This window comes from Mycobacterium angelicum (assembly GCF_002086155.1).
In the GTDB taxonomy this organism is placed as follows: domain Bacteria; phylum Actinomycetota; class Actinomycetes; order Mycobacteriales; family Mycobacteriaceae; genus Mycobacterium; species Mycobacterium angelicum.
Window position 1 is genome coordinate 1 of the sequence record NZ_MVHE01000064.1, and the last position, 23,700, is coordinate 23,700.

Here is a 23,700-nt window from a genome sequence, read left to right on the forward strand (position 1 = left end):
CGGAACTACCCCCGCCGCCGCCACCGCAACAAGCCCCGCCGCCACCGCAACAGCCGCCGCCTCCCGAAGTTGCGCCCCAGCCCGGAGACGCGTCCGGTGGTGGCGGAGGAATTGGCCCCGGCGGCTCCGGAGGTGGCCCCGGGGGCTCCGGCGGCTCCGGAGGTGGCACCGGTGGCCCCGGCGGTAGCGGGCCGGGGGAGCCTTCGCCTGAGCCTGCGATGCCTCCGGGCTTTGTCGGGCTTGCACCCTGACGCTAGTAGGCGGATTCGGCCGCCAGGATCTCGGCGAGATATGCGTCCTCGGGCGGGTGTTCCAACCGCGTGCGCACCCAACTGCGGACCCGGTCGCGGGTTTGCCGGGATTCGGACAGGTCGGCTCCGATGACCACCGAGGTGGCCGGCCAATCGTGGTTCCAGGCCGCCGATTCGGTGATCGGCCGCTGTTGCGCGTCGACCATCGGCACGGTGGCGCGGCCATCGGCTTCCAGGGTGCCGGCACCGCCGACCTCACCCGAGCGGACCTGTACCGTCACGCCGGTCGCCGGCTGCGGCCCGATCACGTCCGCGCGCACCACGGCGAACACGGCCGGTCCCGCCGTCTCGACGCTCCAGGCAACGGTGTCCTCGGCGGCATCGAAGATCCCGGGCGGAACCGCACCCCAGTTGATCGAGGCGACCCCGCGGGCGATCGCGGCCGAACCGCGCGGACTCCGGTCGACCCCGGCGGCCAGTGAGTAGTTGTCCTGGCGCCCCGTGGCCAGCGTGTCCAGCGCGCTCGAATTATCAAGTGCCGCAGTAAGTTCGGTCCATCCGTCGCCGTCGACACCGATCTCGTCGGCCAACTCGGCACCGGCGTGCACCAGCTGCCGGATACGGGGATCGTCGGCGCGCGCGTGCGTGGTGAGGGCGACGGCGTGCGGCGCGAGCAGCGCGGCCACGTCCGAGTCCAGGGTGTCGTCGGTGAAGAAGCCCTGCGCGGCCACCGTCAGCAACGCGACCTCGACATCGAGCAGCGCGTGGTCGAGCGCGGCGATACCGTCGCGCTGACTGGCCGGCCACCAGCGCCGCAGCCAATGGCCCACCGCCAGCCTGCGCAACGGGGCGATGGATCCGGGCACCAGCTCGACTCCGGTGAGGTCGATGCCGTCGGGTTCCCCTGCGGCGGCCTGCACCGCCGGCACCAGGGCGACGTGCCCGGCCTCGCCGACCACTCGCCACAGCCAATCGGCCCGGGCGATATCGGTGAAGGCGATCTCGGTGGCCTCGGTCGGATCGTCGATCGTCCACGACAACACCGCGCCGCTGACTTCCAGTACCGCGGTCAGCGGCGATACTGCGATTGCGCCGCCGGTGCTCCACAGGCCGGACTCGGTGACCAATCTCATCCCGCCACCTGCAATTCCAGCATGGACTTGATCCGTTGCCGATGGTCCAGGCTCACCGACCGGGCCACGCCCTCGAGCAGCGAACGTACGTCGTCGACGTCGTCACAGGGCTCCTGCCAGACGTCGCGCCCGTGCAGCCGGGCCCACAGCCGGCTGAGATAGGGCTGCGCGTAGGCGGCGAGGTCGTCGACCACTTGGCGTTGCCGCGGGTGGATCGGGCCACCCTCGGCGAGGTAACGCCGAGCGTGCAGGACATAGGCCTCCTTGCGCAGCCGCGCCTGGATCTGTGCGGCCAGGGCGTAGCGGCTGTCCACCGAGCGGTCCAAGGGCGCCAGCTCGACTGCGACCTCGATGCCGGCCACCAGCGTGGCTTGCTTGTCTTCGGCCAGTAACCCCCAAGGTGCGCTGGCCCGGTCGACCTCCTCGGCGCACAACAGCGGGATGTCGGGCAGCGCGTCGCGGTCCAAAGCGCGCCGCAGGGTGGCCCGTACCCGGTCCACCACGCTGCGGTCCAATGGGCGGTCACTGTCGGAACCGCCGCTGATCTTCGGTTTCTGTTGTGGTTCAACCGAACTCAGGCCAAGCTTGACGATCGACCAGGGCAGCTCGGCCGTTTCGACACGTGCGAGAGCGCCCAGGTTATAGGGCGTGGCATCGGCGATTGCGGCCGACCAGACGCGCTGACGAGCGGTCGCGGCACTGTGGCTGGTGGCCGGGCCGAGCACGGTGGTCAGCTCGGCCAAGAACGGTTCGATGGCCGTGTCGCCCGCCCGTACGTCGCGCCAGCTGCGGTCAAGCTGATCGGTGAGGCCGGCGACGACCCCGGGATCTGCGACGTATTCGTTGAGCACCTCGATCGCGGTGCGGTCGCGGCCCTGGTGGATATCCAGGAGGACCGCCGCCGGTGTGTCGCGATCTTGCGGCGTGGGTGCGCCTTTCGTCACCGCGAGCTCGAAGCAGACCGGGAAGTACAGCTCCTGTGCGTTGCCACTGCGGATCCGCTGCCTGCGGCGCTCGAGCTTGAGAACCTCGAACCACGCTGCCGCGGACCGTAATTGGGGACCGCTGGCGACGATGAGGTCATGCATCGCCGCGGCGGTCTCGGCGGGCACGACGGGGTTCGAATACTGGGGATTGGACCGCAACCGCAGCACCAGCGGATCGATGATGCGTTTGACGGTCCGGCTCAGCGGGCCGCCGTCGTCGCTGCTGAGCACCTCGACGCCGGGACCGATTGCGCGCCACGCCTGGTCGATGACCGCCCGGCGGGCATGCCCCACCGCGACGGCTACCTGCGGGCCCGCGTTCATGTGCACAGGATAGGTGCAACGGCGAAAATAGTGACAGCCGAAAAGTTGGGTTCGGTAGCCGGCCGGCCCGTCGAAGCTGGTCGCATGAACAACTCGAAGCTGCTGGCAATGTTTCACCGGCTGTGGATCGCACTGAACTGGGCGGTCCGGCGCAACGGCGCCGACGACGGCCCGACCGTGGGCGTGGGCACCGTGGTCGACGCCGACCGGGCAGCCGGCGAGCGCGAGATCTGGATCGAGGTGGCCAGTGTGCAGGGCGACACCTTCATCGGCAAGCTGGTGCACGATGACGGCGATCCGGACGTCTCGATGCTGCGGCCCGGCTTGGTGGTGCTGGTCGCGTTCGATCCCACTGCCCGGGAACAGCTTTCGCTGCCCGACGACGTACTGGCCGTCCGCGCCAAGAACTTGATCCTGACGTGAGGACCACCGTGGATTACCGTGCCCCGTCGACGGCGAAGGTGACCAGGGCGCCCCAATACAGCGGGCTGGCGGTACGGACTCCGTCCCGCCAGCGGCGCATTTGTTCGCGTTGCCAGCGATTCAGCGCGCAACCGGCCTCGACTGCCTGGTGCGCTTCGTCGACGGCGACGACCACTTCGGCCATGGGATCGGTCAGATCGGTTCCGTCCGAGGCGAACTGCCGATACGCCGCCGTGGTGGGCAACGACCACAGGGTGGCGGTCACCAGCTGTGCGCCGCCTAAGATCATGGCCGCCACCAGGCCGGTGGCCTCGTCGAATTGGTAGTCGCCACCGGATGCGCAGGCCAGCAGGGCTACCCGCGGCGGCATCGGCAACGGCAGGGACATCAGATCCGACGCCGTGAGCGGACGGTGGTCGCCGATGGGGTCGGCGTCGCCGGGAATTTGCGCGGTACAAGCCAGGTGTAGCGCGGCCCGATCGGCCTGGGCTAGATCGCCGTCGGCCGAACTCGCGTGACCGACATACACCAGCCGGCTCGGGTGCCGAGCCAGCTGCTCGGCCAGCCAGCGGCGGTCGGCGTCCTGGCGGCGGAACAACTCGACCGCATTCTCGACCCCCGGTAGCACGGCTTGGCGCTGCATCGCAGCGGCGAAGTGGCGCGCCAGCGGCGTCTGGTCCGACGGCCTGCCGAGCACCGAACCGAGCGGGGAATCCGGGCGCTGGCCGGGTACCCGAGGATCCAGAACCAGCACGGCCGGAGCGTCTTGCCTGCCGTCCCACGCGACGGCCGCTCGCGGCGCGTGCACGATGTTCTGTGGCACCGCCATCAGCACGTCGACCAACTCCATCAGCCGGTGGCCGTCGGTGTGCTCGTTGATATCGGCCAGCTGCCAAGGGATTCGGGCGGCGACCCGGCCGCTGGCGGTGATGGCTTCCTGGCGGGCCCGCACCAGCTCTTCCTTGCTGGGCCCGGATTTCGGCACCGCGAGCAGTCCCCACGGGACACGCGCCAGCCGGGCGCTGGGGGAGACGAACAGCACCGGCCGCGGCGACGCCACGCATTCGGCCAGCAGGTCCCAGCCGGCTTGCCCGATCAGCAGCACACCGAGGATGTAGTCGAGCGTCAGCTCGGTGTCCGGTGCCGCGAACGGACCGGTGGCCAAAGCGCGCTCGATGGCGTCTCGTCTGGTTTCGGTGCCGTGTGGTTCGGGCAGGGCATCGGTCAGTTCTTGGATGGCCGCCAACAGAATTGGCTCCTCCACCACCCAATTGACCGTCTTTTCCGGCTGGCCGACAATGCGCAGACTGGCGTACGTGGCGATGCCGACGTCGGCGTATCGCAGCACCAGGGTGGGACGGCTCATGGCCAGGTCGACCAGGCCGGTTCGGCGGCGGTGACGTCGCGGCCGTAGCGCTGCAACGCCAGTGCGCGATAGTGGCTCATAATCGGCGGGGCATCCGGCTGCATCTGCAACGGCGGCAACGGGCCGAGCCGGGTCAGCGAACCGCCGCCGCCCCGGCTCGGCGGCCCGGCGGCGGCCAGCGCGTCTTCGGCATCGACGAGCACCGGTGTGGCGGTCGACGCCCACTCGCCCAGCTTGTAGCGTTCCGGTTCGGCGCTGAAAGTCCCCCGCGCGCTGTGGTATTCGACCAGCTCGCTGATCAGTTGGGTGTTCTCCCACTCCCAGGCAACGGCGAAGGCGCTGGCCAGGATGGGCGCCGAAACGCGCGCCGCCCAGCGCGCCCGGGCGTCGGCATCTGCGATGGAGTATCGCACCGAGTCGACGGCCAGCGCGGCCGGCACCTTGAGCTCGGCGGCCTGTTCGAGCTTGGTCATCGCGCGCCAGTACTGCGGCGTGCCGACTTCACCGTGCAGGATGCCGAGCGACTCCGCTTGGCGCGCTTCGGTTTCCTGCAGTGTTTCGTCCGGATCGCCCGAGCCGTCGAAGCCCATGTCCGCCAAAGCATCTGCACGCCAAACGGTACCGAGGTGATTGTCGAGTTGGGCGTACTGCAGCCAGCTACTGCGCGGCGAGGAATCCAGCAATTCCCGGGCCTGGGCGATCAGCTCGACCGCTTCGGCGAATCGGCCCCAGAAGATCGCTATCCAGCTGCGCTGCAACAGAATGCGATGCAGATACAGCGGTTTGCCTAATTCGCGCCAGTGCTTTTCGGCCTGTTCCCAGCACTGGTCGGCCGCCTCCAGCGCGCCACTTCCCAATTTGGTGAGGCCGAGATAGAGCAAGCAGCGTGAAACATCATGAGCTCTGGCGTATTTCGCTATCACCGGGTAAGCCTCCGATGCCAGCCGCTCGGTCTCCGCGTGGTCAGCTGCCGACCAGCACGCCGCCGCGCGCTCCAATTGCGTTTGAGCGGTGGCTAATTCCCATCCGTTGGCCTGCGCCCGGGCGCCGGCCCGGCGCAGCCAGGGTTCGGCTTCGGACAGTCGCCCCGTCTCGACGCAGAATCTGCCGTACGCGGTGGCGCCGATAACCCGAAGGTAGTCCGTGCAGGCAGGGTACTCGATGGCTTCGAGCACCTTCTCCCACAAGGGAAGTGAGCGCACGTGTAAGTCGTCGTCGCAAAGCGCGTTCGCGCACAGGATCTGGGCGTGGGTGATCAGCTGTGCGCGCTCGCCGGCCAGGTCGGGGAATCGCCCGTCGTCGGGCGCGGCCAGCGCCGCCAGTGCCGTCGCGGCGCCTTCGTGATCGCCGTGGGTGGCGGTCAGTCCGGCGTGCAGAAACTGAGCGCGGCGCGAATATCGGCAGACCAAGTGGGTGATTTCGGACTCCGACATGGTGACCTGGCCGGCCGCCTCTGGCTCGGTGCCCGCCAGAATTCCCGAGTAGATGGCCACACAGTCGCGGATGCGCTGGATGCATTCCTGGGCGCCGTCATTGGCTCCGCGAGCGAGGTAGATCTCGCCCAGCTGGGCAAACACTTCGAGCAGGAAGTCGTCTCGATCGGCCTGTTCGATCTGCGGTATCAGGGACAGCAGTAGATCCCGCGCCTGGTCCTCGTTGCCGCCATACGCCAGCGTCCGGGCACGTTCCAATTCGCCGGGAATCGACACGGCTGCATCATAAGTCGGCCGGCCGGCTGGTTTAGCCCGAAGCGGCGGACATGCCGCGCATGCCCGCCGCCCGGAATACCCCTCGATCAACCGCACGTCACCTTGATGTTGAAGTCCTTGGTGATCATTCCGGCCATCGGGTTCTTCAGATCGGCGCCTTGCGCCTGACCGGTGATGGTGTACGTGTTGCCGTCCACCGCCACCTTGGCCGAGCCGACCTTCGAGCCCATGTTGTCGGCCACCGAGAGGGCGTTGCCGTCGACAACGAGGGCCAGCGATTGGACCGTTGGGGGATTCGCGTCGGTCATCACCACCGCCAGCGCCTGTTGCTGGCCGCCGGTGGACCCGCTGCCGATGTTGATTTTTCCGCCCTGCTTGACGCAGGTAACCGACGCGGGGTTCAGGCCGGGCAGGTCAGTGCCGCCAACCTGGACCTGCGTGCCGCCACCGCCGGTGGCGACGCTGGCTGCCGGGCTGGCTGTGTGGCCGCCGCTGGCGCAGCCGACCAGCGCCGCTGCGCAGCCAACGGTTCCGATCGCAGCCGCGATAACACGTTTCACTGGAGTTCCTTCCGTTATGCGCCGCCCCATTGGCGTCGTCATGCAGCAAGTACAAGTGCGCCGGATCGCTACCGATCCCAATAACGGCGGGCAAACTATGACCCGTGATCGAAATTCAGACCGTGCAATCGGTGACTGTGTTGACCCTTTCCGCGGGGCGGGTGAATGCGCTCGATGTCGAGCTGCTGGGGGAGTTGACCGACGCCGTCCGTCAGCAAGCCTGGTCGGGCGGTGGCCCGCTGGTGATCACCGGCGCCGGACGGGTGTTCTGCGCCGGAGTCGACCTGAACCGGGTGCTCGAGGGCGGGTCCGCCTATACCGACGGGCTGGTTCCGGCGCTTTCGGATGCGTTTGACGTGGTGTTCAACTATCCGGGCCCGACGGCGGCCGCAATAAACGGCGCCGCGATCGCAGGCGGGTGTGTGCTGGCGTGCGCCTGCGACCGCCGCCTGATCAGCCCCGACGCACAGATCGGGGCGTCGGAGGTGCGGGTCGGGGTGCCGTTTCCCGTCGCCGCCCTCGAGGTGATGCGCTACGCATGCGCAGCTCACGCCGAAGAAGTACTGCTCGGCGGCCGCAACTATCGCGGCGACGACGCGGTCGCCAGGGGTCTGGCGCACGCCGTCGTCGCCGAGGGCCTGATCGAGGCGGCCGTCGCGGCGGCCTCCGACCTGGGCGAGATCCCGGCCGACGCATACCGCCACACCAAGGCCCAGCTACGTGGGCCTACCGCGACGCGGATCCGGGAGTCCGGCGAGATCGACGCGCAGGTGCGTCAGATGTGGGGCGCCGAGCAGACGCGGCGGCTGATCGCTGATTACCTGGAGCGGTTGCGGCGCCGCTGAGTCACTCCTCGACGGCGACGCCGCCGCGGGTCCGCCGGCGCCGATGCGAGGTCTTGCCGGTCGGGCGACGGTTTCGTAAGGCGGGCCGGGGTTCTGGAGCGGCCTTTGCTTCTTTGGTTTCTTTGGGCTCGGGTTCGGGCCCGGGCTCCGGCTCCGGCTTCGGCTCCGGCGACGGCTCTTCGTCGGCCTGCGCTACCGTCTCGGCTTCTTCGGTTTCTTCCGCTTCTCCCGGGGCTTCTTCTGCAGCCTCGTCGGCGACCTCTACTTCAGCGGCATCTTCGATGTCTTCGGCTTCTTCGGCTTCTTCGGCTTCTTCGGCTTCTTCGTCTTCGTCTTCGTCTTCGTCTGAGACGGCGCCCTTGCGCTTCTTCCCGCGCACCCGCCGCTTTTTGGGTTCCTTCGGCTTGATCGGTTTGGGTGGCGGCGGCGGCAGTTCTGCGACAAACGACAGGTAGAACGCGAACATAGCCAGCACCGCGATCGCGGCGGCAGCGCCGTAAACGGCGAACAGCCACCGGCCGGCCGTATCCAGGTTGAGCCAGATCTCACTGATCGCGGTGCCCACGATGAGCACCCCGGCCAGCACATGGCCGACGATCGACCAGATTCTTATCGTCAGCGCCAGCTGTGGCACGCCGAGCTCTGGCTTGCGGGTACGCAACAGGGTGAACACCACCGGCAGCGCGGTCAGGCCGATCAGCGCGCCCGTGACAATCCGAAGGGTCGTCCCCAGGGTGTGCGACGTGTCGCCCACCAGCTCCGGCCAGCGTGGCAACACAAAATAGAAGAACAGGACGCCAGCGCCAATGGAAAACGACGCGTGCCACAGCATGGCGACCTTGCGCCCCATACCCCTCCTCTTGCTGGTGAGATCAAGCCAGCCTAAGGCCACCAGAACCCACAACGTGGTTGCACGCACCTCGACACGAGGGGTGAACCGTCTGCGGAGGATGCGGGATTTGAACCCGCGAGGGCTGTTAACCCAACCCGCGTTCCAGGCGAGCGCCATAGGCCACTAGGCGAATCCTCCGCCGCCATGGTAGCCGCTGAGCCCTGCAACGTGTCCTGTGGCCGCCGTATTACACTCGCGATGGACCCCGCGCGGCGTTTATCCTGTGAACTCCCCCAGGGCCGGAAGGCAGCAAGGGTCAATGGGCTCTGTCGGGTGCGCGGGGTCCCCTCAATCGGGGGACGACGGCAGAGCCAGTACTTATGCCTAGCACCGAAAGGCCGCGTGGTGTCGTTCGATTCCCTCAGCCCTGATGAGCTGACCGCTCTGCATGCCCGTCATCAACAGGATTATGCGGAGCTACAGGCCAAGAAGCTGGCCCTGGATCTGACCCGCGGCAAACCCGCCGCCGAGCAGTTGGATCTGTCCAACCAGCTGTTGAGTCTGCCGGGCGAGGACTTCCGCGATCCGGAACGGACCGACACCCGCAACTACGGCGGCCTGCACGGCCTGCCCGGGCTGCGCGCCATCTTCGGGGAGCTGCTCGGCATCCCGGTGCAGAACCTGATCGCGGGAAACAACTCCAGCCTCGAGCTGATGCACGACCTGGTCGCCTTCTCGATGCTGTACGGCGGCGTGGACTCGGCGCGGCCGTGGCGGCAGGAGCCCGCCGTCAAGTTCCTGTGTCCCGTCCCCGGCTACGACCGGCACTTCGCCATCACCGAGACGATGGGCATCGAGATGATCCCCGTCCCAATGCTCGGCGACGGGCCCGACGTCGATCTGATCGAAGAGCTGGTGGCCGCCGACCCGGCCATCAAGGGCATGTGGGCGGTTCCGGTGTTCGGTAACCCCACCGGCGTGACGTACTCCTGGGAGACGGTTCGCCGGCTCGTCCAGATGCGGACCGCGGCTTCTGACTTCCGGCTTTTCTGGGACAACGCGTATGCGGTACACACGCTGACACTGGATTTCGTCCGCCAGGTGGATGTACTCGGGCTGGCCGCCAAGGCCGGAAACCCCAACCGGCCCTACGTCTTCGCGTCGACGTCGAAGATCACCTTCGCCGGTGCCGGCGTCAGCTTCCTGGGCGGATCGCTGGGCAACATCGCGTGGTATCTGCAGTACGCCGGGAAGAAGACGATCGGCCCGGACAAGGTCAACCAGCTGCGGCATCTGCGTTTCTTCGGCGACGCCGACGGGGTACGCCTGCACATGCTGCGCCACCAGCAGATATTGGCGCCGAAGTTCGCGCTGACGCTCGAGATTCTGGACAAGCGGCTGACGGACTCCAAGATCGCGTCCTGGACCGACCCCAAGGGCGGCTACTTCGTCAGCCTCGACGTGTTGCCCGGCACGGCGCGCCGGACCGTCGCACTCGCCAAGGATGCGGGCATCGCCGTCACCGAGGCGGGCGCGTCGTTCCCGTACCGCAAGGATCCGGATGACAAGAACATCCGGATCGCGCCGACGTTCCCGTCGTTACCGGATCTGCGCGATGCGGTCGACGGGCTGGCGACATGTGCGCTGCTGGCGGCGACCGAGTCGTTGCTCAACCTCGCATCGAGCGTGCGCTGAGGGTTGAAACCGAGCCGAAACTCCGCCCTACGTTCACCATCGACGCCATGAGCACACACCCGATGCCCGCCCCCGGTTTAAGTCACCCAGCGTCGGTAGCCTGCTGACGTGGCTCTGTACCGCAAGTATCGACCGGCAACCTTCGCCGAGGTGGTGGGGCAGGAGCACGTCACCGAGCCGCTGTCCATCGCGTTGGAAGGCGGCCGGATCAACCATGCGTACCTGTTCTCCGGGCCGCGCGGCTGCGGAAAGACGTCGTCGGCGCGCATCCTCGCGCGATCGCTGAACTGCGCGCAGGGCCCGACGGCCACGCCGTGCGGCACCTGCGATTCCTGCCAGGCGCTGGCGCCCAATGCGCCCGGCAGCATCGACGTGGTCGAGCTCGACGCCGCCAGCCACGGCGGTGTCGACGACACTCGTGAGCTGCGTGACCGCGCGTTCTACGCGCCGGCCCAGTCGCGGTACCGGGTGTTCATCGTCGACGAGGCGCACATGGTCACCACGGCGGGTTTCAATGCGCTGCTCAAGATCGTGGAGGAGCCACCCGAGCACCTCATCTTCATTTTCGCCACCACCGAACCCGAAAAGGTGCTGCCGACGATTCGGTCGCGTACCCACCACTATCCGTTTCGGCTGCTGCCGCCGCGCACCATGCGTGCGCTGATCGGACGGATCTGCGAACAGGAGGGCGTCGTCGTCGACGACGCGGTGTACCCGCTGGTGATTCGGGCCGGCGGCGGTTCACCCCGTGACACGTTGTCGGTGCTGGACCAGCTGGTGGCCGGGGCCGAGGGTGCCCACGTGACCTATCCGCGGGCGCTGGGGCTGCTGGGAGCCACCGACGTCGCGCTGATCGACGACGCGGTCGACGCGCTGGGTGCCGGCGATGCGGCGGCGTTGTTCGGAGCGGTCGAATCGGTGATCGACGCCGGCCATGACCCCCGCCGCTTCGCCACCGATCTGCTGGAGCGGTTCCGCGATTTGATCGTCTTGCAGGCGGTGCCCGATGCGGTGTCCCGTGGTGTGGTGGACGCGCCGGAGGACGTACTGGACCGGATGCGCGATCAGGCGGCGCGGCTCGGACCGGCGACGCTGACCCGATACGCCGAGGTGGTGCAGGCCGGGCTGGGCGAGATGCGGGGGGCGACGGCGCCGCGGCTGCTGCTCGAGGTCGTTTGCGCGCGGTTGCTGCTGCCGTCGGCCAGCGACGCGGAGTCCGCGCTGTTGCAGCGAGTGGAAAGGATCGAGACGCGGCTGGCCATGTCGGTGCCCGCCGAGCAGGCCGCACCGGTCGCCGCCCCGTCGCCGCCTCCGCAGCGCCGCAGGCCCGCCCCGGAAGTCAAGACCGAGCCGAAACCCCAGCCCGCGCCGGAGCCGTCGCCGCCGCCGCCGGCGCCCGAGCCAGTCCCCGAGGCGGCGCCCGGCGAGCTCAACGCGGCCGCAGTGCGCACCATGTGGCCGACCGTGCGCGACAAAGTGCGCCAGCGCAGCCGCACCACCGAGGTGATGCTGGCGGGTGCGACCGTGCGCGCGCTGGAGGGCAACACGCTGGTGCTGAGCCATGATTCGGCGCCACTGGCCAGGCGGCTGTCCGAACAGCGCAATGCCGACGTGATCGCCGAGGCGCTCAAAGACGCACTGGGCGTCAACTGGCGGGTGCGCTGCGATACCGGGCCAGCCGAGCCCGCGCCGAGTGCGCCGGTCGCCAAGGTGGAAGAACCTGCCCCCGAGGTGGTTTCCGCGCAGCGCGACGAAGAGGAAAGCATGCTGGCCGAAGCGGGGCGTACCGACCCGTCGGCGCCGCGCCGCGACCCCGAAGAGGTTGCGCTCGAGCTACTGCAGAGCGAACTGGGCGCCCGCCGTATCGACGGCTAGACCGGTTAGGCCGTCCACCAAGGCCGCAGCGGCAGTTCGTCGTCACCCCAGGTATCGACGTTGGCAGCCAGTACGTGATGCAGCTGAATGTTGTTGCGTTCGAAGGCCACCCGCGATGCCGCCATGTACAGACCCCACACCTTGGCGACGGGCAGACCGACTTCCATGACCGCATCTTCCCAATGGTCGACCAGGTTGCGGCACCAGTCGCGCAGCGTCATCGCGTAGTGGTGGCGGAAGTTCTCCTCGTGCACCACCTCCAAGCCGACTTCCTGGATCTCGGTGATGATGCGTCCCGAGCCGGTGAGCTCCCCGTCTGGGAAGACATAGCGGTCGGTGAACCCGCCGGCGAAGGAGGTCGACTTGTTGTCGTGCCGGGTGATGCAGTGGTTGAGCAGCAGGCCACCGGTACGCAACTTCGACTTCAGGAACCCGAAGTAGGCGGGGTAGTTCTTGACGCCGATGTGCTCGGTGAGCCCGATCGAGGAAACCGCGTCGAAGCCGGTCTCGGCCACGTCGCGGTAGTCGGAATGCCGGACCTCGGCCAGTTCCTCCAGCCCGTCGTCCTCGATGGCCTTCTGCGCCCACTTGGCCTGCTCGGCCGACAGCGTGGCCCCGATGGCCCGGACCCCGTGCCGCGCGGCGTAGCGCACCATGCCACCCCACCCGCACCCGACGTCGAGCAGCCGGTCGCCCGGTTGCAGCCGCAGCTTCTCGAAAATCAGCCGGTACTTGTTCTCCTGGGCCTCTTCCAATGTCGCGTCCTGGCTGGGGTAGACGGCGCAGGTGTAGGTCATCGACGGCCCGAGCACCCACTCGTAGAACGTGTTGGACACGTCGTAGTGGTGGTGGATGGCCTCGGCGTCGCGGGTCTTGCTGTGCATCAGGCCGTCCACGATGCGGCGCCAGCGGGGCGGCGTCTCCTGCGGCGGCGGTGCGATCGGCAACAGGTTCTCCACGCCGATCGAGCGCACCACATTGGCCAGCACCCGCGCCGACGGCCGCTTGAACTCGACCCGATCAGTGAGGGATATCAGCAGGTCATAGGGGTCGCCAGGGTGTACGCCGTGCGTCTGCAGGTCGCCCGACACATATGCGCGAGCGATGCCGAGTTCGCCGGGGGCCGTGGCCAGGTATGTGGCGCCGCGCGGTGACTTCAGATCCAGGCCCAGTACCGCATCTTCGTTTCCGGCGGTACTGCCGTCGTAGGCGGTGAACTTCAGTGGCTGTTGACTGGACGCGGTGAAGATTTCCAGAATCTCGGCCATCGTCAGTTTGCCGGTGGTGCTGGGTTGGCTGGTCGTTGTCATCGTCGCTGTACCGCCTTTGCGTAGAGATCGAGAAGACGCGAGTCGGGGTCGTAGGTCTTCTTAACGGTGTTGTAGGACTCCCCGCCGTAGAGCTCGTCAAACTCCTCGCGGGTATAGAAAGAGTCGGAGTACAGCGACTTGTGGCCGTCGAGCATGCTCACTTTTTCTTCGATCGCCCGGTTCGTGGCGCCCTCGGTGGCGCCGACGGGAACCGACGACCAGAACCCGACGTTGACGTAGTTGCGATCCGGCCGGATCGGATACAGCGGCCAGCGTTGATGGTCGCGTAATCGCAACGGGCACAACCAAATTGGCTCGATGGGTACGTTTTCCAGAAACCATTCGAGGAAGTCGCGCGTGCGTTCGATCGGCACCTCGACGTCTTGCACCACCCGCTCGCGTGCCGGACGGCCCTTCCGCTTCTCGATCCGGTCCGCAATGCCGAAGCGCTGGTCCAGCGCCACCAACTTCCAGTAGACGCTGCTGCGCCGGTAGCGCCGTGGCCACCAGCGGCGCAGCCTTGGGTTTTGCGCACCGAACGCGCGTGAGCACCAGAACCAATCGGTGTCCCAGCGCCAGAAGTAATCGCTGATGGTCAGCCGGTCTTCCTTGATCCCGGCGTCATGCTGGATCGACCGGTAGTAAATGCCTTGACCGGTGTAGTCGCTGACCGGACCGGGGGTGGTGGTCCGCTTTCCCACGCAGAGGTAGCTTTCGTCGGCGCTGAAGACCACTCCGTCGAGATAGTCGACGGCTACGCCGTCCAGCCCGCCTGTGTCGATGATCCGTTCCATTGCCGCGATCATCTCGGTCAGCGAATGAAATCGGATGTGCCGCAAGGCCACAAACGGTGACACCGGCTCGAGCTCGATCCTTATCCGAGTCGAATATCCCAGTGTCCCATAGGAATTGGGGAAGGCCCGGAACAGGTCGGGGTGCTGATCGGGGGAGACGGTGAGCAGTTCGCCCGCCCCGGTGAGGATGTCCATCTCCAGCACCGATTCGTGCGGCAAGCCGTTGCGAAACGATGCCGACTCGATGCCCAGCCCGGTGATCGCGCCGCCGAGCGTGATGGTCTTCAACTGCGGAACTACTAAAGGTGACAGGCCATAACGCAGCGTCGCTGCCACCAGGTCTTCGTAGGTGCACATGCCCGCCACGTCGGCCGTACGGGCGTCGGCATCAATGCTGATGACGCTGGTCAGTCCGGATGTATCCAGGCCGCGCGCATCGCTTTTGGCGCGGGTGCGGAACAGATTCGACGTGGGCTTGGCGAGCCGGACGGATGAAGTCGCGGGGATGGATCGATAACTTGCCAGCAACCGCTCGACGCCGGCCAGGTGAGTAGACAGCGCAGATCCAGGGACAGGCACCACATATACCCTAGTCCTCGACAACCGACCGTGCAGAGCGCGAATAGCACGTCACTACAACGGAGGAGTTGCGCCTGATGGGACAGGTGAGCGCAGCCAGCACGATCTTGATCAGCGCTGAGCCCGCGGCCGTACTCGACGCGGTGGCCGATTACGAGACCGTCCGCCCCAAAATTCTTTCGTCGCACTACAGCGAGTACCAGGTGCTCGAGGGCGGCAAGGGGCAGGGGACGGTCGCCAAGTGGCGGCTGCAGGCGACCGAGTCGCGGGTCCGCAATGTGCAGGTGAATGTGGACGTGGCCGGGCACACCGTAATCGAGAAGGATGCGAATTCTTCGATGGTCACCAATTGGACGGTGGCTCCCGCGGGACCCGGATCCAGCGTCACTGTGAAGACGACGTGGAACGGCGCCGGGGGTGTGAAGGGCTTTTTCGAAAAGACCTTTGCTCCGCTGGGGCTGAAGAAGATCCAGGGTGAGGTGCTGGCCAACCTCAAGAACGAGCTGGAAGGCTAGCGCTAGCGCGCGGCGACGATGCGGGCCGTGTAGCGGCCCGAGGAGGAGGCGGGCAATTCAGCTAGCGCGCCTGGCCCTGGGTGGCCAGGAAGCCGGCAACCCCGCGAACCAAGGCCTCGGCGTACTTCTGCCTGCCTTCGGCAGACTCCATCAGCGCCGAGTCCGCGGGGTTCTTCATGTTGCCCAATTCAACGAGGATCGACGGGTACTGCGCCAGGTTCAGCCCGGCCAGATCCGAGCGCCCGTACAGGCCGTCCTGGCCGATGTAGTTGGCCGCTGGAATGCCCGACGCCTTCAATTGGTCGCGCATGACCCGGGCGAACTGCACCGACGGTCCGGCCTGGGCCGCGTTGAGCGGCGGAGACGAGTAGTTGACGTGGAATCCGCGGCCGGACGCGGGGCCGCCGTCGCCGTGCAGGCTGATGACGGCGTTGGGGTGCAGGGCGTTGGCCATGTTGGCGCGCTCGTCGACGCACGGCCCCAGGGCGTTGTCGTTGCCGCGAGACAGGGCGGTGCGAACACCAAGCGCGTTGAGTGCGGCGCGCAGCCGCAGCGCGGTGTCCCAGGTGAAGGTGTGTTCGGAATATCCGCTGTTGGTCGAGGTTCCGCTGGCCTGGCAGTCTTTGGTGCCGCCGCGGCCGGTGGGCACCTGCCGGCCAATGGACGAGTCGTTGGCGCCGTTGTGGCCGGGGTCGATGAATACGACCATGCCGGCGATGTTGGACGGAACGGCCGTCGCGATCGGCGGCGTCCACGCAGCAACGAGCACCCCGATGATCACGGCGATCCCGACACGCAGGCTAACTCGGAGGTCCACGGCGCCAAGGTAGCGCGGCGCGGTCTACGCTGAGTGTTTCGAATCGCCCGACAACCGCAGGCGAAACCAACTCGAGACCAAGATGCGAGGGGACTGTCATGCAACCCGGAGGCGATATGTCGCAACTGCTCGCGCAGGCGCAGCAGATGCAGCAAAAGCTACTGGAAGCTCAGCAGCAGCTGGCTAACTCCGAGGTACACGGCCAAGCCGGTGGCGGCCTGGTCAAGGTTCAGGTCAAGGGCAGCGGCGAGGTGATCGGAGTGACGATCGACCCCAAGGTCGTCGACCCGAGTGACATCGAGACCCTGCAGGACCTCATCGTCGGCGCCATGCGCGACGCGTCCCAGCAGGTCACCCGGATGGCGCAGGAGCGGCTGGGGGCCCTGGCCGGTGGCATGCGCCCGCAGGCTCCGCCGGGCGCGGCGCCGGGAGCGCCGGGGCAGCCTCAGCCGCCTATGCCGCCGGGGCCTGGCGTCCCTGGGGTCTGATTTGCACTCTCATGTTTGAGGGACCCGTCCAGGACCTGATCGATGAGCTCGGCAAGCTGCCGGGCATCGGGCCCAAGAGCGCGCAGCGGATCGCTTTCCACCTGCTCTCGGTCGAGCCGCCGGACATTGACCGGCTGACGGCCGCCTTGGGCAAGGTCCGCGACGGCGTGCGGTTCTGTGCGGTGTGCGGGAACGTCTCCGACGAAGAGCGGTGCAGAATCTGCGCCGATAGCCGTCGCGATTCATCTGTGGTGTGTGTGGTCGAGGAGCCGAAGGATGTCCAGGCCGTCGAGCGCACGCGCGAATTCCGGGGTCGCTACCACGTTCTGGGTGGGGCCCTGGATCCGCTGTCCGGCATTGGGCCCGACCAGCTGCGCATCCGCGAGCTGTTGAGCCGCATCGGCGAGCGGGTGGACGACGTCGACATCACCGAGGTGATCATCGCCACCGACCCCAACACCGAGGGCGAGGCGACGGCTACCTACCTGGTGCGGATGCTGCGCGACATTCCCGGGCTGACCGTGACGCGCATCGCGTCCGGGCTGCCGATGGGCGGCGATTTGGAGTTCGCCGACGAGCTGACGCTGGGCCGTGCTTTGACCGGCCGCCGCGCCATGGTGTGACCTTCGCGAGCCTGTAGTTAACGCGCGGCCTACTCGCACTTCTGCGCGCTAACTACAGGCTCGCGAATGTGTCGGTAACCGCTGTCAGCATTGCGCTGTGCGCGAGGTGTTCCTTGGCAGTGAAGCGCTGGCGGCGGGCCGGCTCACCGAACACGAGCTGCGTCGATGGCACCGCGCGATCTTTCGTGACGTCTTCGTCCGCAACGGGTATGAGCCATCGCTGCGCGACAGGATCGAGGGAGCGTGGTTGCGGTCCGGGCGGCGCGGTGTGATCGCCGGTGTCGCCGCCTCTGCGCTGCATGGCGCCCGGTGGGTCGGTGACGACGTCCCGATCGAGTTGATCTGGTCGAACACCAGGCCGCCGCGGGGACTCATCGCGCGTGCCGAAACCCTGGGCGCCGACGAGATCACCCGTGTCGCCGGTCTGCCGGTCACCACCGCGGTGCGCACGGCATATGACCTGGGCCGGCATCGCCCGCGCGGGGAGGCGTTGGCGCGCCTGGACGCCCTGATGTGGGCGACGCCGTTCTGCATCGAAGACGTCTTGCTGTTGGCCAAGCGCCACGTGGGCGCGCGCGGTAGCAGACGGCTACGTGCGGTATTGCCGCTGGTCGACGGCGGCGCGGCATCGCCAAAGGAAACCTGGCTGCGCCTGCTGCTACTGGACGCCGGATTGCCGGCTCTGCAGACGCAGATCCCGGTGAACGCCAACTGGCGCGCGGTAGCCGTACTCGACATGGGCTGGGAGGAGTACAAGGTGGCCGTCGAATACGACGGGGACCACCATCGCAGCGACCGCCGCCAATACGCGCAGGATCAGTGGCGTCAACGCAAGCTCGCCGAGTTGGGCTGGATCGTCGTTCGGGTGATCGCCGAAGACCGCCCAGAGGATGTGCTGCGGCGTGTGCGTGAGGCGCTAGCGCGCCGTGAGCCTCTCCTGGCGCAATAGGTCCACCTCGGGTAGCTGCAGCGGCGGCAGCGCACCCACCACCTTGCTCAGCAGTAGGTCGGCGAGCTCAGGGTTGCGGGCCAGACATGGCCCGTGCATGTAGGTCGCGACCACGCTGCCCTGCACCGCGCCGTCGAAACCGTCACCGGCCCGGTTGCCCGCGCCGTTGAGCACCGCGGCCAACGGAGAGGCCGCCGGCCCCAAAACCGTTCCGCCGCGGTGGTTCTCGAAACCGGTGAGCCGCTGTGTCAGGCCGGCCAGTACCGGCTTGCTCACCACCTCGCCGATGGTGCGGGCAGCTTGCGGGGAGGTGGTCACATCCAGCAGGCCGACACCCTCGACCCGCTCGCCCGACGACGTCTCATACCAGTGTCCGAGCACCTGGATGGCCGCACAGATCGCCAGCACGGGTGCCCCGCGTTCGGCGGCGCGCTGCAGGCCCGGGTACTGCAGCAGGTGCCGGGTCGCCAATCGCTGTGCGTAGTCTTCGGCACCGCCCAGCGTGTAGAGGTCCAAGGAGTCCGGCACCGGATCTGCCAGCGTGATCTCGACGATCTCGGCGGCGATGCCACGGAGTAGGAGCCGCTGTCGCAGCACGACTGCGTTGCCGCCGTCCCCGTAGGTGCCCATCACGTCGGGCAATACCAGCCCGATCCGCACAGTCGATTCAGCCATGGCGTGCCAATGCCCGTTGCAACTGCAGGAACGCGGTGTAGTTGGCGACGACTTCCACCCGCCCCGGCGGGCAGGACGCGATCGCGGCGACGGTGTCGTGCACCAAAGTGTGCTCGACGCCGGCATAACCCAGGCGCACCGCCAGGTCGGTGCCGCGTTCACCGGCTGCCACTACTGCCGTCTGCTCGAAGTGCTCGAAGCGGACATCCCACAGCCAGGACAGGTCTTCGCCGTCGGGCACCTGCCCGTTGACCGAGATGACCACTCCGGCCGCGTGTTTGTCGACCATGGACAGCGCTTCCTGCCAGCCGGCCGGGTTCTTGGCCAGCAGGATCCGTGCCTCGTGTGGGCCGAGACGCACGGTCCGATAGCGCCCGGCGACCTCGTCGACCTGGGCGACGGCCACCACCGCTGGTGCCGGATCGGCTCCCAGCGCGACCGCAGCGGCGACGGCCTGTGCGGCATTGCCGCGATTCACCTCGCCGGGCAGCGCCAGGCGCATCGGCAGGGCCAGCCCGTCGGGTCCGTAAAGGGTGTCGTCATCGAACCACCAGTGCGGGCTGGGTCGCTTGAAGTCGGCGCCGGTGGAGTACCAATGGCCCTGCTCGCGGACAATCACCTCGCCGCTGCGCGGGCAGCTGACCGAGTCGTTCGACCAGGAGCCGCCGGCGGCTACCCAGACCACGTTCGGGCTGTCGTAGGCCGCCGAAGTCATCAGCACGTCGTCGCAGTTGGCGACGACGACCGCGGTGGGATGCCGGGCCAGCCCGGCGCGCAGCGTGCGTTCGATGACGTTGATCTCGCCGACGCGGTCGAGCTGGTCACGGGACAGGTTGAGCAGGACGATGACGCTGGGTTGGACGGCGTCGGACACGTGCGGCACGTGCATCTCGTCGACTTCCAGGGCCGCCAGTGTCGCCTTGCGGTCCGCGGCCAGCGCGGCAACCAGGCCGGCGTCCATATTGGCGCCCTCGGCGTTGGTGGCTACCGGCCCTAAGGTGCCCAGCGCCGCCGCGGTCATCCGGGTGGTCGTCGACTTGCCATTGGTGCCGGTGACGATGACCGTGCGTCTGCCCACCCCGAGCTGCCGCAGTACGGAGCGGTCCAGGGTCATTGCGACGAGTCCGCCGATCATCGCGCCGGCGCCGCGGCCGGTCACCCGCGATGCCCAGCGCGCGCTCGCTCCGGCGGCGAGGGCTAAGCGTGCACGGGCGGTAACCACCCGGGCAGTTTAAGGGCGACACGGATGCGCGGCGAACCAGCGATGTCGGTTGGACATGCCATCCTCATCGTGTGAGCCACAGTTGGGGACGGCCCGCCAGTCACCCGGACGAGGGTTGGGCCGTCATCGACGTCGAGACCTCGGGCTTTCGCCCGGGGCAGGCCCGGATTATCAGTCTCGCTGTGCTCGGCCTGGACGCTGCCGGGCGAATAGAGCAATCCGTGGTCAGCCTGCTCAACCCCGGCGTCGACCCGGGCCCGACCCACGTGCACGGCCTGACTACCGCCATGCTGGAAGACCAGCCACAGTTCGGCGACATCATCGGCGACGTCGTCGACGTGCTACGCGGCCGGACGCTGGTGGCGCACAACGTCGCCTTCGACTATTCCTTCCTGGCCGCAGAGGCCGAGCTTGCCGCAACCGAACTTCCGGTCGAGACGGTGATGTGCACCGTCGAGCTGGCCCGGCGGCTCGACCTCGGTATCGACAATCTGCGGCTGGAAACGCTGGCCGCCCATTGGGGCGTGGCCCAGGAGCGGCCGCACGACGCGTTCGACGACGCGCGCGTGTTGACCGGCATCCTGGCGGCCGCCCTGGGCCGAGCCCGCGAACGTGACGTCTGGCTGCCGGTACATCCGGTGACCCGGCGTCGCTGGCCCAACGGGCGGGTGACCCACGACGAGTTGCGACCGCTCAAGGCGCTGGCTTCCCGGATGCCGTGCCCGTATCTCAACCCGGGCCCCTACGTCATGGGCAGGCCACTGGTCCAGGGCATGCGAGTCGCACTGGCGGCCGAGGTGCGGCGCACCCATGACGAGCTCGTGGAGCGGATCTTGCACGCCGGTTTGGCCTACACCGACGCGGTGGATCGCGACACGTCGCTGGTGGTCTGCAACGACGCCGCCCCCGAACAGGGCAAGGGATACCACGCCCGGCAGCTGGGAGTGCCGGTGGTTTCCGACGCGCAGTTCATGGACTCCGTTTGTTCGGTGGTCGGCGGCCGGAGCATGGAGCAGTTCGCCGACGCGACCATGGTCGACGAGCAGTTCGCGCTTTTCTGATCTTCTGGCGGCTGCGCTACAAATACTGAAGTGCCCGCAAATCCCGAACGTCGCGTTCAGATCCTCGACACTGCAATCGGCATACTCGCCGACGAGGGCGTCGGGGGTCTGACGCATCGCCAGGTCGACGACCGGGCCGGTTTGCCCTCGGGCACCACGTCGAATTACTTCCGGACGCGCCAGGCTCTGCTGGAAGCCACGGCATCGCGCACTGTCGATCTGCATTGGCAACGCGTCGAGGCCTTGCGGGCTGCAATCGGATCGCTTACTCGCGACGGCGTCAAAGCGCTGATGACGCGGATGCTCTCCGAGCCGGACGACGAGTTTCGTCGTTACACATTGGCTCGTTTCGAGCTGTTCATGGAGGGTACGCGCCGGCCCAGGCTGCAGCCGCTACTGAAGGATCTGCAGGCCGCCGCGGTGAAATCCGCGACGCTCATCATCGAAGCGGCAGGGTTCACTCCAACGCCTGAACAAATGGACGAGCTGAGCCGACTGCTCAACGGCTATGCATTCAGCTCGCTGACGATGCCCGGGGGCGGTGATCCGGCCGAATTGATCGACCGGCTGTTGAGCATGTTCTTCGGGTCGGCGCCGACGCGCGGGCCTCGCAGCGACGAGATATAACCCAGAGCGAGCCGTCCCGGCGTGTCGTGTGCGTACGTTATATGTCGCGGGGCCGACGTTCTATGTGAGCTTGCTGGCCCGATTGATCGCCGACACCACGGCCCGCAGCGATGCGGTGGTAATCGACGGCGCAATCCCCACGCCCCACACCGTCTTGCCGTGCACCGGGCCTCGACCCGCTTCGCCCGGCTTCGCCGCGCTCGCGATCGAGACCGGGCCTGATGGGCCTCGACCCGCTTCGCCCGGCTTCGCCGCGCTCGCGATCGAGACCGATGCCTCCACGTAAGCGGCGGCCTGGGCGTCGTCGCCCGAACTCATCGCGTGCTCGGAGTAGTCCAGCACGGCCACGTCGAACCCCACATCACCGAGCGCATGGACGAACGCGGCCAGCGGGCCGTTCCCCACACCACTGATCTCCGTCTCCACCCCATTGACCTTGACGGTCGCGGTGATGGTCGTCGTCCCGGTGTCATCCTCGGAGGCATCGACGCGCTGCCTTATCCGCTCCAGCGGCAGCACCGGCGCGAGGTACTCCTCGGAGAACGCGTCCCACATCTCCTTCGGGGAGACCTCACCACCTTCACCCTCGGTGATCTTCTGGATCACCTGGGAGAACTCGATCTGTAGCCGTCGCGGCAGGACCAGGCCATGGTCGGCCTTCATGATGTAGGCCACCCCGCCCTTACCGGACTGGGAATTGACCCGGATCACGGCCTCGTAGGTGCGCCCGACATCGCGCGGGTCGATCGGCAGATACGGCACCTGCCACAACATGTCGTCGACGTCGACGTCGGCGGCATCTGCGTCCACCTTCATCTGGTCAAGGCCCTTATTGATGGCGTCCTGGTGGCTGCCGGAGAACGCGGTGTACACCAGATCCCCGCCGTAGGGGTGACGCTCGTGGACCGGCAGCTGGTTGCAGTACTCCACCGTGCGCCGGATCTCGTCGATGTTGGAGAAGTCGATCTGCGGGTCCACCCCGCGAGAGAACAGGTTCAGCCCCAGCGTCACCAGGCAGACATTGCCGGTGCGTTCGCCGTTGCCGAACAGGCAGCCCTCGATCCGGTCGGCACCCGCCTGATAGCCCAATTCGGCTGCCGCGACGGCAGTTCCGCGGTCGTTGTGCGGATGCAGGCTCAGGATGACGGAGTCGCGACGCGCCAGGTTCCGGCTCATCCACTCGATCGAGTCGGCGTAGACGTTGGGCGTCGCCATTTCCACGGTGGCGGGCAGGTTGAAGATGATCGGGTTTTCGGGTGTGGGCTGGATAACCTCGCCCACGGCGTTGCACACGTCACGGGCGTAGTCGAGTTCGGTTCCGGTGTAGGACTCCGGCGAGTACTCGAAGCGCCACACCGTGCCGGGGTACTTGGCGGCCTCTTCGACACACTTGCGGGCGCCGTCGACCGCGATGGCCTGCACCGCGGCACGGTCGGCGCGGAAGACCACCCGGCGCTGCAGAATCGACGTCGAGTTGTAGAAGTGCACGATCACCTGCGTCGCGCCTTCGCACGCCTCGAAAGTGCGCTCGATCAGCTCGGGACGGCACTGGGTCAGCACCTGGATGGTGACGTCGTCGGGAATCGCGCCTTGCTCGATGATGTCGCGGACGAAGTCGAAATCGGTTTGGCTGGCCGACGGGAAGCCGACCTCGATCTCCTTGTAACCCATCCGGACCAGCAGGTCGAACATGCGGCGCTTACGGGCCGGGCTCATCGGGTCGATCAGTGCCTGGTTGCCGTCGCGCAGGTCCACCGCGCACCACAGTGGGGCGCGCTTGATCACCCGGTCGGGCCAGGTGCGGTCGGCGACTCGGATGGGTTCGACCTCGTCGGCGAACGGGCGGTACCGGTTGACGGGCATCGACGTGCCGCGCTGGGGATTCCACACCGGTTGGCCGGGCCCGGGCGGGCCGGCGGGTTTGACGATCGCGCGCGCTGAGACGTAGGCGTCGGGTGAATCGGAAGTAGTCACGGTTGGTGCTCCAGGGAGTGGGTGAAGGAACCTCAGACCGGCGCATCGCGAACGACCCGCGACGGGA

23 protein-coding genes, 1 tRNA gene and 1 other RNA gene are annotated in these 23,700 nt (G+C 67.5%); 12 read left to right on the forward strand and 13 right to left on the reverse strand.

The genetic code is table 11. From position 1 onward, the window contains the following. Nucleotides 1–251: hypothetical protein (locus tag BST12_RS32955; RefSeq protein ID WP_211281350.1), on the forward strand; the 251-nt coding region annotated here is incomplete at its 5' end. 2 nt (nucleotides 252–253) lie between these two features. On the opposite strand, the gene BST12_RS23970 is transcribed toward BST12_RS32955, so the two are convergent. Further along, the gene (locus BST12_RS23970) at nucleotides 254–1,384 is read right to left on the reverse strand and encodes a hypothetical protein (RefSeq protein WP_083115741.1); all 1,131 of its coding nucleotides are present in this window, start codon (nucleotides 1,382–1,384) and stop codon (nucleotides 254–256) included. After that, the gene (locus BST12_RS23975; protein ID WP_083115742.1) at nucleotides 1,381–2,694 is read right to left on the reverse strand and encodes a hypothetical protein; all 1,314 of its coding nucleotides are present in this window, start codon (nucleotides 2,692–2,694) and stop codon (nucleotides 1,381–1,383) included. The genes BST12_RS23970 and BST12_RS23975 overlap by 4 nt, the downstream gene beginning before the upstream one ends. A 45-nt stretch (nucleotides 2,695–2,739) precedes the next feature. Between BST12_RS23975 and BST12_RS33660 the strand changes: the two genes are divergently transcribed. After that, complete coding sequence (locus BST12_RS33660; protein ID WP_083115763.1) at nucleotides 2,740–3,117, forward strand: hypothetical protein; 378 nt, start codon at nucleotides 2,740–2,742, stop codon at nucleotides 3,115–3,117. Nucleotides 3,118–3,130: 13 nt separating this feature from the next. On the opposite strand, the gene BST12_RS23985 is transcribed toward BST12_RS33660, so the two are convergent. From BST12_RS23985 to BST12_RS23995, 3 genes are all read right to left on the reverse strand, one after another. After that, nucleotides 3,131–4,483, reverse strand: coding sequence for a CHAT domain-containing protein (locus BST12_RS23985; protein WP_083115743.1), 1,353 nt, complete (start codon nucleotides 4,481–4,483; stop codon nucleotides 3,131–3,133). Further along, entirely contained in the window at nucleotides 4,480–6,192 is a 1,713-nt protein-coding gene (locus tag BST12_RS23990; RefSeq protein ID WP_083115744.1) for a hypothetical protein, read from the reverse strand. Before BST12_RS23990 ends, BST12_RS23985 begins: the two co-directional genes overlap by 4 nt. An 86-nt stretch (nucleotides 6,193–6,278) precedes the next feature. Then, entirely contained in the window at nucleotides 6,279–6,752 is a 474-nt protein-coding gene (locus tag BST12_RS23995) for a lipoprotein LpqH (protein ID WP_170062188.1), read from the reverse strand. A 131-nt stretch (nucleotides 6,753–6,883) separates the two neighbouring features. Between BST12_RS23995 and BST12_RS24000 the strand changes: the two genes are divergently transcribed. Further along, nucleotides 6,884–7,597, forward strand: coding sequence for an enoyl-CoA hydratase/isomerase family protein (locus BST12_RS24000; protein WP_245850537.1), 714 nt, complete (start codon nucleotides 6,884–6,886; stop codon nucleotides 7,595–7,597). A gap of 1 nt (nucleotide 7,598) precedes the next feature. Here BST12_RS24000 and lucA read toward each other — a convergent pair whose 3' ends face one another. Together lucA and BST12_RS24010 are read right to left on the reverse strand one after the other, a co-directional pair. Further along, nucleotides 7,599–8,447 carry a lipid uptake coordinator LucA gene (gene lucA / locus BST12_RS24005; RefSeq protein WP_083115745.1) on the reverse strand — a complete coding sequence of 283 codons (849 nt, stop codon included), beginning with the start codon at nucleotides 8,445–8,447 and terminating at the stop codon, nucleotides 7,599–7,601. A gap of 94 nt (nucleotides 8,448–8,541) precedes the next feature. After that, nucleotides 8,542–8,627, reverse strand: a tRNA-Ser gene (locus BST12_RS24010). A 58-nt stretch (nucleotides 8,628–8,685) separates the two neighbouring features. Here BST12_RS24010 and ffs point away from each other — a divergent pair. The 3 genes from ffs to BST12_RS24025 all read left to right on the forward strand — a co-directional run bounded on the left by ffs (nucleotide 8,686) and on the right by BST12_RS24025 (nucleotide 11,999). Beyond that, nucleotides 8,686–8,782, forward strand: an RNA gene (gene ffs / locus BST12_RS24015) — signal recognition particle sRNA small type. Between the two features lie 52 nt (nucleotides 8,783–8,834). Next, on the forward strand, nucleotides 8,835–10,124 hold the full coding sequence (locus BST12_RS24020) for an aspartate aminotransferase type Ic (RefSeq protein ID WP_170062190.1): 1,290 nt from the start codon (nucleotides 8,835–8,837) through the stop codon (nucleotides 10,122–10,124). A gap of 108 nt (nucleotides 10,125–10,232) precedes the next feature. Then, complete coding sequence (locus BST12_RS24025) at nucleotides 10,233–11,999, forward strand: DNA polymerase III subunits gamma/tau (RefSeq protein WP_083115746.1); 1,767 nt, start codon at nucleotides 10,233–10,235, stop codon at nucleotides 11,997–11,999. 5 nt (nucleotides 12,000–12,004) lie between these two features. Here BST12_RS24025 and BST12_RS24030 read toward each other — a convergent pair whose 3' ends face one another. Then, a complete protein-coding gene (locus tag BST12_RS24030) occupies nucleotides 12,005–13,309 on the reverse strand; it encodes a class I SAM-dependent methyltransferase (RefSeq protein WP_211281351.1) in 1,305 nt (434 codons plus the stop codon). Beyond that, nucleotides 13,306–14,685 carry an FAD-binding oxidoreductase gene (locus BST12_RS24035; protein ID WP_083115747.1) on the reverse strand — a complete coding sequence of 460 codons (1,380 nt, stop codon included), beginning with the start codon at nucleotides 14,683–14,685 and terminating at the stop codon, nucleotides 13,306–13,308. Before BST12_RS24035 ends, BST12_RS24030 begins: the two co-directional genes overlap by 4 nt. A 74-nt stretch (nucleotides 14,686–14,759) precedes the next feature. Here BST12_RS24035 and BST12_RS24040 point away from each other — a divergent pair, with 74 nt between their 5' ends. Continuing rightward, nucleotides 14,760–15,197, forward strand: coding sequence for an SRPBCC family protein (locus tag BST12_RS24040; RefSeq protein ID WP_083115748.1), 438 nt, complete (start codon nucleotides 14,760–14,762; stop codon nucleotides 15,195–15,197). 61 nt (nucleotides 15,198–15,258) lie between these two features. Here the strand turns inward: BST12_RS24040 and BST12_RS24045 are convergent, their stop codons facing one another. Next, entirely contained in the window at nucleotides 15,259–16,014 is a 756-nt protein-coding gene (locus BST12_RS24045; protein ID WP_083115749.1) for an Rv3717 family N-acetylmuramoyl-L-alanine amidase, read from the reverse strand. Nucleotides 16,015–16,112: 98 nt separating this feature from the next. Between BST12_RS24045 and BST12_RS24050 the strand changes: the two genes are divergently transcribed. The 3 genes from BST12_RS24050 to BST12_RS24060 all read left to right on the forward strand — a co-directional run bounded on the left by BST12_RS24050 (nucleotide 16,113) and on the right by BST12_RS24060 (nucleotide 18,074). Then, entirely contained in the window at nucleotides 16,113–16,502 is a 390-nt protein-coding gene (locus BST12_RS24050) for a YbaB/EbfC family nucleoid-associated protein (protein WP_083115750.1), read from the forward strand. Between the two features lie 11 nt (nucleotides 16,503–16,513). Next, nucleotides 16,514–17,125 carry a recombination mediator RecR gene (gene recR, locus BST12_RS24055; protein ID WP_083115751.1) on the forward strand — a complete coding sequence of 204 codons (612 nt, stop codon included), beginning with the start codon at nucleotides 16,514–16,516 and terminating at the stop codon, nucleotides 17,123–17,125. A 97-nt stretch (nucleotides 17,126–17,222) separates the two neighbouring features. After that, nucleotides 17,223–18,074, forward strand: coding sequence for an endonuclease domain-containing protein (locus BST12_RS24060; RefSeq protein ID WP_083115752.1), 852 nt, complete (start codon nucleotides 17,223–17,225; stop codon nucleotides 18,072–18,074). Here the strand turns inward: BST12_RS24060 and BST12_RS24065 are convergent. Together BST12_RS24065 and BST12_RS24070 are read right to left on the reverse strand one after the other, a co-directional pair. Then, nucleotides 18,042–18,749, reverse strand: coding sequence for a type 1 glutamine amidotransferase (locus BST12_RS24065; RefSeq protein ID WP_083115753.1), 708 nt, complete (start codon nucleotides 18,747–18,749; stop codon nucleotides 18,042–18,044). The two genes, BST12_RS24060 and BST12_RS24065, sit on opposite strands and share 33 nt — an antisense overlap. Continuing rightward, entirely contained in the window at nucleotides 18,742–19,971 is a 1,230-nt protein-coding gene (locus BST12_RS24070; RefSeq protein ID WP_083115754.1) for a Mur ligase family protein, read from the reverse strand. The genes BST12_RS24065 and BST12_RS24070 overlap by 8 nt, the downstream gene beginning before the upstream one ends. Before the next feature lie 71 nt (nucleotides 19,972–20,042). Between BST12_RS24070 and BST12_RS24075 the strand changes: the two genes are divergently transcribed. Continuing rightward, nucleotides 20,043–21,032: a DEDDh family exonuclease gene (locus BST12_RS24075; RefSeq protein ID WP_083115755.1), complete on the forward strand. Its 990-nt coding sequence runs from the start codon at nucleotides 20,043–20,045 to the stop codon at nucleotides 21,030–21,032. A gap of 30 nt (nucleotides 21,033–21,062) precedes the next feature. Continuing rightward, nucleotides 21,063–21,659: a TetR/AcrR family transcriptional regulator gene (locus BST12_RS24080; protein WP_083115756.1), complete on the forward strand. Its 597-nt coding sequence runs from the start codon at nucleotides 21,063–21,065 to the stop codon at nucleotides 21,657–21,659. A 60-nt stretch (nucleotides 21,660–21,719) separates the two neighbouring features. Here BST12_RS24080 and leuA read toward each other — a convergent pair whose 3' ends face one another. Further along, entirely contained in the window at nucleotides 21,720–23,633 is a 1,914-nt protein-coding gene (gene leuA / locus BST12_RS24085) for a 2-isopropylmalate synthase (protein WP_083115757.1), read from the reverse strand. Between the last annotated feature and the right edge of the window lie 67 nt (nucleotides 23,634–23,700).

Coding starts and splice junctions, on each gene's coding strand:
- BST12_RS23970 (WP_083115741.1), bottom strand. CDS start 1,384: ATGAGATTGGTCACCGAGTCCGGCCTGTGGAGCACCGGCGGCGCAATC.
- BST12_RS23975 (WP_083115742.1), bottom strand. CDS start 2,694: ATGAACGCGGGCCCGCAGGTAGCCGTCGCGGTGGGGCATGCCCGCCGG.
- BST12_RS23985 (WP_083115743.1), bottom strand. CDS start 4,483: ATGAGCCGTCCCACCCTGGTGCTGCGATACGCCGACGTCGGCATCGCC.
- lucA (WP_083115745.1), bottom strand. CDS start 8,447: ATGGGGCGCAAGGTCGCCATGCTGTGGCACGCGTCGTTTTCCATTGGC.
- BST12_RS24030 (WP_211281351.1), bottom strand. CDS start 13,309: ATGACAACGACCAGCCAACCCAGCACCACCGGCAAACTGACGATGGCC.
- BST12_RS24040 (WP_083115748.1), top strand. CDS start 14,760: ATGGGACAGGTGAGCGCAGCCAGCACGATCTTGATCAGCGCTGAGCCC.
- BST12_RS24050 (WP_083115750.1), top strand. CDS start 16,113: ATGCAACCCGGAGGCGATATGTCGCAACTGCTCGCGCAGGCGCAGCAG.
- recR (WP_083115751.1), top strand. CDS start 16,514: ATGTTTGAGGGACCCGTCCAGGACCTGATCGATGAGCTCGGCAAGCTG.
- BST12_RS24065 (WP_083115753.1), bottom strand. CDS start 18,749: ATGGCTGAATCGACTGTGCGGATCGGGCTGGTATTGCCCGACGTGATG.